The 10003-nt window shown below is 63.6% G+C and carries 7 protein-coding genes, 1 tRNA gene and 1 pseudogene; 4 read left to right on the top strand and 5 right to left on the bottom strand.

Annotated features, from left to right (window positions below; translation table 11 throughout):
• Positions 1 to 385: pseudogene (locus VIR09_RS24795) on the bottom strand (hypothetical protein); the annotation flags it as partial.
• Positions 372 to 1532 carry a DUF3142 domain-containing protein gene (locus tag VIR09_RS24790; protein ID WP_332015261.1) on the bottom strand — a complete coding sequence of 387 codons (1161 nt, stop codon included), beginning with the start codon at positions 1530 to 1532 and terminating at the stop codon, positions 372 to 374. The pseudogene VIR09_RS24795 and the gene VIR09_RS24790, both read right to left, overlap by 14 nt.
• A 918-nt stretch (positions 1533 to 2450) precedes the next feature.
• Between VIR09_RS24790 and VIR09_RS24785 the strand changes: the two genes are divergently transcribed.
• The 4 genes from VIR09_RS24785 to VIR09_RS24770 all read left to right on the top strand — a co-directional run bounded on the left by VIR09_RS24785 (position 2451) and on the right by VIR09_RS24770 (position 7412).
• Entirely contained in the window at positions 2451 to 4367 is a 1917-nt protein-coding gene (locus tag VIR09_RS24785) for a PrkA family serine protein kinase (protein ID WP_371819061.1), read from the top strand.
• A gap of 12 nt (positions 4368 to 4379) precedes the next feature.
• Positions 4380 to 5639: a YeaH/YhbH family protein gene (locus tag VIR09_RS24780; protein WP_332015260.1), complete on the top strand. Its 1260-nt coding sequence runs from the start codon at positions 4380 to 4382 to the stop codon at positions 5637 to 5639.
• Positions 5636 to 7189, top strand: a complete 1554-nt coding sequence (locus tag VIR09_RS24775; RefSeq protein ID WP_332015259.1) for a SpoVR family protein — start codon at positions 5636 to 5638, stop codon at positions 7187 to 7189. Before VIR09_RS24780 ends, VIR09_RS24775 begins: the two co-directional genes overlap by 4 nt.
• A 132-nt stretch (positions 7190 to 7321) precedes the next feature.
• Positions 7322 to 7412 (top strand) — tRNA-Ser (locus VIR09_RS24770).
• 224 nt (positions 7413 to 7636) lie between these two features.
• Here the strand turns inward: VIR09_RS24770 and VIR09_RS24765 are convergent.
• The 3 genes from VIR09_RS24765 to VIR09_RS24755 form a co-directional block, all read right to left on the bottom strand.
• Positions 7637 to 9133 carry an FAD-dependent oxidoreductase gene (locus tag VIR09_RS24765; RefSeq protein WP_332015258.1) on the bottom strand — a complete coding sequence of 499 codons (1497 nt, stop codon included), beginning with the start codon at positions 9131 to 9133 and terminating at the stop codon, positions 7637 to 7639.
• Entirely contained in the window at positions 9123 to 9416 is a 294-nt protein-coding gene (locus VIR09_RS24760; protein WP_332015257.1) for a (2Fe-2S)-binding protein, read from the bottom strand. The genes VIR09_RS24765 and VIR09_RS24760 overlap by 11 nt, the downstream gene beginning before the upstream one ends.
• Positions 9409 to 10003, bottom strand: a 595-nt coding sequence (locus VIR09_RS24755) for an FAD-binding oxidoreductase (protein ID WP_332015256.1), incomplete at its 5' end; no start/stop codon positions are given. The genes VIR09_RS24755 and VIR09_RS24760, both read right to left, overlap by 8 nt.

Here is a 10003-nt window from a genome sequence, read left to right as displayed (position 1 = left end):
CATGCGTGTCGACCGCGGCGGCGGCGTAAAGACGCACCGCTTCCGGCAAAGCGGCGCCCAGCGCATAGGCCTGATCGCCGTCGACTTGCGCGCGCATCGCGCGCGCTGTTGCCCGCTGCGCAGGCGTGAGCGCGGGATCGCGGTCTTCCGGCAAGGCATTTTGCTGGTAGCTGCCATCCGGCAATTCATAGGCTTCGCTGGCCTGCAGCGCATCGCTGGCGCCCACCAGACGGGCGGCTTCGTAGCCGAAAGAGTTGGCCGGCGTGGCGCGCAACGTGGCCGCGCGGTCATCCAGCAATTGGGCAGGAAAATCCGGCCCGCAAGCGATGACGATGCCGGCGCTCGCCAACAGCAGCAGCGCCGCAAGCGATTTACGGTTGTACACGGAAGCTCGAAGGCCCATTTTCACAGCGTATCCAGCCTATGTTGCGTTGGCCGCCGGCGTGCAGCAGGCCGTCTTGGGAGCGGCGCAGGAATGCGCCGTCGGAATCATGTTCGAGGGTATAGCCGTTGATGCCGTCAGCCGCGCGGCAGGCACCGTCCCAGCGGATCGCGAAGGGGAGGGCCGCGTCGGCGTTGCCGCCATTGGACAGTATCAGGTCCCGCGTGCCGTTGCCGCCCGTCGCGCGTGCCGTGACGGCCAGCGCCGGCAGCAGGGGCTGGCGCGTCAGCACGGCGCGCCAGGTGGCCAGGCTCCAGGCGCGTTCGTCGCGCGCGGTGGGCAGGCGAAACCAGACGATGCCCGCCAATCCGCGCGGACGGGAACGGTGGATCTCATCGACGAAGGCCGCCATGGCCGCGGGCGTGGCCACCAGTTCGCTGGCGCGGCCGCCCGGTAGCAGCGCGGAACGTTCGCTTTCGACTGCGGCGATGCTGCCGTCGCCGTTCCAGCTCACGCGGCTGCCGTAGGTCGCCAACGCCACGCGCCACGGCCGCTCGGTGCGGTCCGCGAAAGCCGTCAGCCAGGCGCTTGCGCGCTTGGCGTTGAACAGGCCCTGTTCGGGACTCAGCACGGCATGGACCTGCAACACTGCTTCATCGGGAATCCGGAGCAGCGCGTCGAGTCCGGAGCCGTTCAGCCATGTCGGCAACGCGGTTATCGACAAAGGCACATCGGGGCCCAGCCCATGCTTCAAGGCTTCAAGGAATGCCGCGTAGGCGGGCAATTTGGAGGTGGGGCAGTCATAGTCGATTTCGACGCCGGCCAAGGCGACGCCGGCGTCTCTCCATGTGCTGCGCGCGGCCGCAATCCACGCAAGCACATCCGTGACCGGCAGCGCATCGGCGCGGCCGTCCAGGCGCAGAACCATGATGGCGGGGCGCTTGGCCGCAGCCAGCGCGGCCAGATCGGGCGCAGCAGTGACCCACCTGCTATCCGGGCTCATTTCCGCCATCAGCACGCGCCATGCCCGCACCACGTCGGCGCTGTCGGCCAGCGCCTGGCTGACGGGCGGCGTCCAGACTCGCTGCCAGACATAGGCGTCGCCGGGCAGGTCGGCCTGCTTGCCGCAAGCGGCCAGAAGCAACAGCAAGACGCTGCAAATCGCTGCGGAACAGCGTTTGGCAAGGGCATTCATGCGGCTGGCCAGGATCGGAAAGGCATGGCGCGGCGACGACGACGGGCGGATGGAAAGAGGCGCAATGAATGCGCGGCGCAATTTCGAATGCGTGATTCTATCGCTGCCCGAAGGGGTACTAGCACTCTATGCTTGTGGCTGCCAATCGCGCATGCGCCCATAATTCGCGGCCTACGGGCAATCACGATGCGCAAGTGCTATCGATATGCCATCAAGTTTGCGCATGTCTGTGCGGTTGCCGCGCTTCGTAGTTGTACGAATTTGGAAGCGTGCTGCACGACTATTTTTGGCATTGCGCTAAATGAATTGCCACAAAAACGTCAATTGGCTTTAGCATAGGCCCATGACTTGGCGCTACGTACTGTTGGACTACTCCATGCAATGCCACGCGCCCTCGTCACCACGGATTCCCGTGCCGCTTCATCGGTGCGTTTTCAAAACCGAGCCGGCACGCTGCTGAACGAAGACGCTACGCGCCGTTCAGACCGTCCGCTGCCATCGCATAGCGGGCGCATCGGGTTTGTACCCGCATCATAAGAATCCCCGGGACATCGCTCTTCCCTTCAAATCATTGCTGAGCATTTCATGTGCGACCGCATCTTGCACGCGCGCATACAGCGATATGCTGAAACCGGACGAGTGAACTTATTCACTTAAGTTGCATTCCCTGACGGAACTTGTATCCGAAGAGTGCAGCCTAATTGGAAAGGGCCTGATCATGCCTTTGGTTGATGTGTGGCGAAAGCAACATACCATCCGGCCGACAGTGCTTATCGCGAGATTGTCTAGTAATGCGCGAGCGCTGAGGCACAATGGGGGCAGGTAGGGACGTATTGGATTTTTCGCGTGTTGTAGGAGGTTTCCGTGCAAAACATCGTCGAAGGCTTCAAGTCGCAGTATGCAAAAGAGCAGGAGTCGGAACTCTCTCTCGAGGAGTACCTCAACCTCGCCAAAAGCGATCCCATGGCGTACGCCAGCCCCGCAGAACGCATGCTGGCGGCGATAGGCGAACCCGAAATCGTGGACACGCGCAACGACCCACGTCTTTCCCGTTTGTTTTCCAACCGGACCATCCGACGCTACCCCGCGTTCCAGGAGTTCTACGGCATGGAGGACGTGATCGGACAGATCGTCGCGTTCTTCAAGCACGCCGCTCAGGGACTGGAAGAGCGCAAGCAAATCCTCTATCTGCTGGGCCCGGTGGGCGGCGGCAAGTCGTCCATCGCGGAGCGGCTCAAGTCGCTGATGGAGGCCTATCCCATCTATGCCTTGAAGGGTTCGCCGGTGAACGAATCGCCGCTCGGGCTGTTCCATCCGGAACGCTTCGGCGACACGCTTGAAAAGGAATACGGCATTCCGCGGCGCTACCTGAGCGGCATCATGTCGCCGTGGGCCGTGAAGCGCCTGAAGGAGTTCGACGGCGACATCTCGAAGTTCCGCGTCGTGCGCCTGAATCCTTCGGTGCTGCGCCAGATCGCCATCGCCAAGACCGAACCGGGTGACGAGAACAACCAGGACATCTCCTCGCTGGTGGGCAAGGTCGACATCCGCATGCTCGACCGCCACTCGCAGGACGACCCGGACGCCTACAGCTACTCCGGCGGCTTGTGCCTGGCCAACCAGGGGCTGCTGGAATTCGTGGAGATGTTCAAGGCCCCGATCAAGATGCTGCACCCCTTGCTGACCGCGACCCAGGAAGGCAACTTCAAGGGCACCGAGGGCTTTTCCGCGATCCCGTTCAACGGCGCCATTCTGGCCCACTCGAACGAATCGGAATGGCAGACCTTCCGCAACAACAAGCACAACGAGGCGTTCCTCGACCGTATCTATATTGTCAAGGTGCCCTACTGCCTGCAGGTGTCGGAAGAAGTCCGCATCTACGAAAAGCTGCTGCACCACAGTTCGCTGTCCACGGCGCCGTGCGCGCCGGGAACGCTGGACATGATGGCGCAGTTCTCGGTCCTGACGCGCCTGAAGGAACCCGAAAATTCCAGCATCTATTCGAAGCTGCGCGTCTACGACGGCGAAAGCCTGAAGGACGTGGATCCCAAGGCCAAGGCCTTGCAGGAATACAAGGACTATGCCGGCACGGACGAAGGCATGACCGGGGTGTCGACGCGTTTCGCGTACAAGATCCTGTCCAGCGTCTTCAACTACGACCAGACCGAGGTGGCCGCCAACCCGGTGCACCTGATGTACGTGCTCGAGCAGCGGATCGGCCGCGAGGACTATCCCGAGGAAATCCGCCGGCGCTACCTTGAATTCATCAAGGGCTTCCTGGCGCCGCGCTATGCCGAATTCATCGGCAAGGAAATCCAGACCGCCTACCTGGAGTCGTACTCGGAATACGGCCAGAACATCTTCGACCGCTACGTGACCTTTGCCGATTGCTGGATCCAGGACGAGGAATTCCGCGACCCGGAAACCGGCGAAAGCTTCGACCGCAGCGCGCTCAACGATGAACTGGAAAAGATCGAGAAGCCGGCCGGCATCGCCAACCCGAAGGACTTCCGCAACGAGATCGTCAACTTCGTGCTGCGGGCGCGCGCCAACAACAACGGCCGCAACCCGACCTGGACCAGCTATGAAAAGCTGCGCGAAGTGATCGAGAAGAAGATGTTCTCGAACACCGAAGACCTGCTGCCGGTGATCTCGTTCAACGCCAAGGCCTCGGCCGAGGACAAGTCCAAGCACCAAAGCTTCGTTGATCGCATGGTTGAAAAGGGCTACACGGAAAAGCAGGTCAGGCTGCTGTGCGAGTGGTATCTCCGTGTGAGGAAGTCTTCCTGAGCGAGGTGAATCATGAATTCACTTATCGATCGCCGTCTTAACGGGCGCAATAAAAGCGCCGTCAACCGGGAGCGTTTTCTCCGGCGTTACAAGGACCAGATCCGTAAGGCGGTACACGGGATGATCCGTGACCGCTCCATCCAGGACATGGATCAGGGCGGCGAGATCAATCTGCCCGCCCGCGACATCTCCGAGCCGACCTTCCACCACGGCCAGGGCGGCGACCGCGAGATGGTGCACCCCGGCAACCGCGAGTTCGCCAAGGGCGACACCTTCGATCGGCCGCAGGGCGGGCGGGGGGAAGGCGGGTCCGAGCCGGGCGAAGGCGAATCGGTGGACCAGTTCACCTTCAGCCTGTCGCGGGCCGAATTCCTGAACCTGTTCTTCGAAGATCTGGAATTGCCGCACATGGCGCGCACGCAGCTGGGCGAGGTCAGCCAGAAGAAGTGGCAGCGCGCCGGCTACACGACCACCGGCTCACCCAGCATGCTGAGCATCAGCCGCACGCTCAAGTCGTCGCTGGCGCGCCGCGTGGCGCTCAGCGTAAAGGCGCGCGCGGATCTCGAGGACGCCGAGGAACGCCTGGCCAAGGCTGTTGAGGCGGGCGCTTCCGCCGCCGACATCAAGGCGCTGGAGCAGGACGTCGAAGATTGCCGCGAGCGCCTGGCCCGCGTGCCTTTCCTGGACGACCTGGACCTGCGCTACCGCAACCGCGTGTCGGTCGCCATCCCCATGGCGCGCGCCGTCATGTTCTGCCTGATGGACGTGTCGGGCTCCATGGACGAGAACAAGAAGGACCTGGCCAAGCGCTTCTTCTCGCTGCTTTACCTGTTCCTGTCGCGCAAGTACGAACACGTGGACCTGGTCTTCATCCGCCACACCGACAACGCCGAGGAAGTCGACGAACAAACCTTCTTCTACGATCCCAAGAGCGGCGGCACCATCGTGCTGTCGGCGCTGGAGCTGATGCGCGAGATCCTGGAGAAGCGCTATCCGCCGACCGCGTGGAACGTGTACGCGGCGCAGGCCAGCGACGGCGATTCGTTTGGCGCCGACGCGGGCAAGAGCGCGCGTTTTCTGGCCGAGCATCTGCTGCCGGCCGCGCGCTACTTCGCCTACATCGAAGTACCCGACTCGCAGGAGGCGCGCAAGAGCAGCCTGTGGGCGGAATATGAACAGAAACTGGAGCCGCACTTCGTCATGCGGCGCATCTGCGAACGCGGCGAGATCTTCCCCGTGTTCCATGACCTGTTCAAAAAGGAAACCGCATGAATGCCATCGTGGGAGCGCTCGTGGAACCGGAGGCCGCCGGCAGCGCCCGGCCGATCTCCCAGGGTTCCGAATGGACCTTCGAACTGATCCAGTCCTATGACGACGCGATCTCCAAGGTCGCCGCCGAATACGGGCTGGACACCTACCCGAACCAGATCGAGGTAATCACGTCGGAACAGATGCTGGACGCCTATGCCTCGGCCGGGCTGCCCATCGGCTATCCGCACTGGTCGTACGGCAAGGAATTCATCCGCAACGAGCAGTTCTACCGCCGCGGCATGCAGGGGCTGGCGTACGAGATCGTCATCAATTCCAACCCGTGCATCTCCTATCTCATGGAAGAGAATTCCATGACGATGCAGGCGCTGGTGATCGCCCACGCCTGTTACGGCCATAACTCGTTCTTCAAGGGCAACTACCTGTTCCGCCAATGGACCGACGCGGACGGCGTGCTGGACTACCTAGTCTTCGCCCGCAAGTATGTGATGTCCTGCGAAGACCGCTATGGCATCGACGCGGTGGAAGCCTTGCTCGACTCCTGCCACGCGCTCTCGCACCATGGCGTGGACCGCTACAAGCGCCCGACGCCGATCTCCTACAAGGAAGAGGCCGCGCGCCAGGCGGAACGCCAGGAGCACGCGCGCCTGCAATACAACGACCTGTGGCGGACCCTGCCGCGGCTTGAGGCTGACAAGGACGCGCACGTCGAAGCCTCGGTTTTCCCGCCGGAGCCCGAAGAAAACCTGCTGTATTTCATCGAGAAGTACTCGCCCAAGCTTGCGCCGTGGCAGAAAGAGCTGGTGCGCATCGTCCGCAAGGTCGCGCAGTACTTCTATCCGCAGACCCAGACCAAGGTCATGAACGAAGGCTGGGCCACGTTCTGGCACTACACCATCCTGAACCGGCTGCATGAAAAAGGGCTGGTGAACGACGGCTTCATGATGGAGTTCCTGCAAAGCCACACCAACGTGGTCAGCCAGCGCGGCTTTGACGAACGCGGCTATGGCGGCATCAACCCGTATGCGCTGGGCTTCGCCATGATGTCCGACATCCGCCGCATCTGCGAAGCGCCCACGCCCGAGGACCGGCGCTGGTTCCCCGACATCGCCGGCGGCGACTGGCTGAAGACGCTGGATTTCGCCATGCGCAACTTCAAGGACGAGTCCTTCATCTCGCAGTACCTGTCGCCCCGCCTGATCCGCGAGTTCCGCTTCTTCGCGATCTCCGACCACCAGGCCAACCCCAAGCTCGAAGTCGCCGCCATCCACGACGACGACGGCTACCGCGACATCCGTCGCCTGCTGGCCGCGCAGCACAACCGCGACAACCAGGTGCCGGACATCCAGGTGGTCCGCTTCAACCGCGACTCCGATCGCTCGCTGGTGTTGCGCCACTTGAAGAGCCGCGGCCGCCCGCTGGCCGGCGACGATGCCGAACAGGTGATGAAGCACCTGGCCCGGCTGTGGGGCTTCAAGGTGCGCCTGGAAGAGACCGAGCCGGACGGCACGGTCAGCTCCTACCGGGAACAGGACCCGCCGGCATCGGCCTAGCGGCAAGGCAGGCAAAGGGGGCGCGGATGTCGTCCCCTTTTCTTTGGCCGCTTGTCGACGGTTCGCGAAATCTGCTAGAATCGCGGATTCGCATTTTCTGCAGCGGCTTGTCCGTGGCGAAAATCGCAAATAGGACAGGTGGCCGAGCGGTTGAAGGCGCACGCCTGGAAAGCGTGTATACGTCAAAAGCGTATCGGGGGTTCGAATCCCCCTCTGTCCGCCAAGAATCTCATGCATCGTCGCTCGGAACGAAGCGATGAATGGCAAAGCCCCACACGTGATGCACGGTGGGGCTTTTTTCATGCCTATTTGTTGGACGTTTTCATCCAGGGAAGTCCTGGGCGTCCGGGGCGAATCGTTGAGCAGGCCAACGCGGTGGGGGCGTCAACCGTCGCGGTGCCTTGGAGAGCGTCCAGTCGCTTCAAGCAGCTTTAGACGGTTCTCCCTTCAATGGCGGCTTCCACATCGTGCTGGCTCCTGCAGGCTGGCCAGCGCCGCGACCGGCACCGGCTTCACAGGTGCACGTGCGGTGAAGGCGCCCAGCGTGCCGACTTCCACCTCGCGCGTCGCGGCCAATATATGGGCGACGGTATGTTGGCAATAGCGTCCCTGGCAGTATCCCATCCCCGTGCGGCAGGCGAGTTTGACACTGTTGACGTCGCTGACGTGCGGGTTGTCGGCCAGGAAAGTCTGTACAGCGCCGGCTGTGATTTCCTCGCAGCGGCAGATGGTGGTTTCCGGCGTGGCGAGTTTTGCCAGGGCGTCCATCCTGGGTTCGAAGAACTGAAGCACGGTGTCGCTGAAGCGGCTTGTCTTGCGGTGCGCGTCGTCTTCCCGGCGGAGCGATTCCTGGATGCTCGGATCGGGCGTGCCGCCGCGCAGGTCCTGCACGGCCTGCAAGGCGGCGATGCGCCCTTCGATGGCCGCCAGTTCGGCGCCTCCGATGCCGGCGGGTTCTCCCGCCACGAAAATCCGAGGCTGGCTGGTGCGCATGCGTTCGTCGTGCGACACAATCCAGCCGCCTTGCGTCGGGCGCCACACGCTTGCGCAGCCGGCCTGGCGGGCCAGTTCGGTGGAGGCCAGCAGGCCGTAGCCAGTGACCAGGGTGTCTGCCTGGAGCTTGCGTTCGGTGCCCGCGATGGGCGCCCATGCCGGGGTGGCGTCGCTCAGCTCCACTTGCTCCACGGCCTGCTTGCCCATGGCCCTTGTCAGTAGCGTACTGAAGCGTATCGGAACCCGGTGCCGCCGCAAATTGCGCAGCGCGCCGGCCGCCTGTCGGAAGAGGTTGAGGTGCCCGGGCAGCGCCCGCCAGGAAGACAGCAGCTCGGCCAGCGCTGGCTTCGGTCGCGCGATGGCGACTTCGGCAACCTGCGCGCCGGACTCGATCAGCAGGTCGGCGACCAGCAGCAGCAAGGGGTGGGAGCCGGCCAGAACGAAACGCTTTCCGGGCCGAAGGAACTGGCTCTTCATCAACGTCTGCACGCCGCCGGCGGACATGACGCCCGGCAGGGTCCAGCCGGGGAAGGCGACGGGCAAGTCATAGGCGCCGGTGGCGATCAAGAGCGCGGCGCCGTCGATCAGCGCGGCTTGATTGCCCCGGTTGATGGCGACCCGGACGCCGGGGTGGTCCGCCGTGCGGAAGACGCCCCAGGCCGTGCTGCCGAAGCGCCATTGGATCTGCGTCGATTGCCGGGCCTGTTCAAGCAGCTGCCGCCCGAAGGGATAGCTTTTGAAGGCGCTGCTGGGTTCGCTCTGGAAGGTGCTGGGAGCCTGCCTGAAAATCTGGCCGCCGACGTCGTGCTGCTCGTCGATTACTACGACGCGCAGCCCATGGTCGGCGGCGGTCAAGGCCGCCGACAGCCCGGCGGGGCCGGCGCCCACGATGATGAGATCGAAGCGCGTATCCGCCTGATCAGGGGCGTTCTGGTTGGCACTATTCGTCATTCGAAGGAACCTCGATGCGCATGTCTTCCGTTACCAAGGTCATGCAGCTGCGTGTCGACTGGCAGCCGTCGATGGTGACCAGGCATTCGAAGCAGACGCCCATATTGCAGACGGGCGCATGCGCCGCGTGGCCATGGCTGCGTCGGAAGACGCCGACGCCGGCCGCCAGCAGAGCGGTGGCGACGGTCTCTCCGGGATAGGCCAAGGTCTCATGGCCGTTGATGTAGATGCGGATGCGGGCGGGTCTGACAACCCGGTCCTGCAGTCGTATGGCGTCAGGCAAAAGTCAGGCTCCCGAAGCGTTTGGGGTCGTAGGGAGAGGAGTCGAATGTCTTGGCCCGGCCGAGGATGTCGTCGGCCAGGATTTGCGCATAGGTGGGGCCCAGGGTGAAAGCCGAGCCGCCTGTGGCGATGAACAGGCTGGTGGCCTTGGGAAGTGCGCCAATGAGCGGCAACTGGTCGGAAACCAGCGCGGTGGCGCCGGTCCAGACACGCAGCACCGGCAGCTCTCCGACGGCCGGAATGACGGCCGTGGCGGCGTTCAGATTGCCCGCCAGCGAGGGCAGCAACAGTTCCGGCTGGCGGTCGAGGTCGAGAATGCCGTCGGTCTGGGGCAGGGTGGCGGGCCAGCCGCCGCCGATCAGCACATTGCCTTCGGGCGTCTGCTTCATGGAGAGACGCCGTCCTGCATGCTGGATCAGGTGCTTGATGAACGGTTGGGCGCGCGCGGTGGCGGCCATGGTCAGGCCGACGGCGCTGACTGGCAGCGTCACGCCTGCCATTTGCGCGATCCGGCCCGACCATACGCCTGCAGCAAGCACCACGTTGTCGGCCAGGCAGGACACGCCGCCGTCCAGCGCGGCGCGCCAT

It is taken from the genome of Achromobacter sp. (assembly GCF_036567245.1).
In the GTDB taxonomy this organism is placed as follows: Bacteria; Pseudomonadota; Gammaproteobacteria; order Burkholderiales; family Burkholderiaceae_B; genus Achromobacter.
Note: the sequence above shows the minus strand (reverse complement) of the source record. Positions and strands in the feature narration are given on the sequence as shown.

What these genes read in the sequence shown, in the direction of transcription:
- VIR09_RS24780 (WP_332015260.1), top strand. Translation starts at nt 4,380, where the DNA reads ATGAATTCACTTATCGATCGCCGTCTTAACGGGCGCAATAAAAGCGCC.
- VIR09_RS24775 (WP_332015259.1), top strand. Translation starts at nt 5,636, where the DNA reads ATGAATGCCATCGTGGGAGCGCTCGTGGAACCGGAGGCCGCCGGCAGC.
- VIR09_RS24765 (WP_332015258.1), bottom strand. Translation starts at nt 9,133, where the DNA reads ATGACGAATAGTGCCAACCAGAACGCCCCTGATCAGGCGGATACGCGC.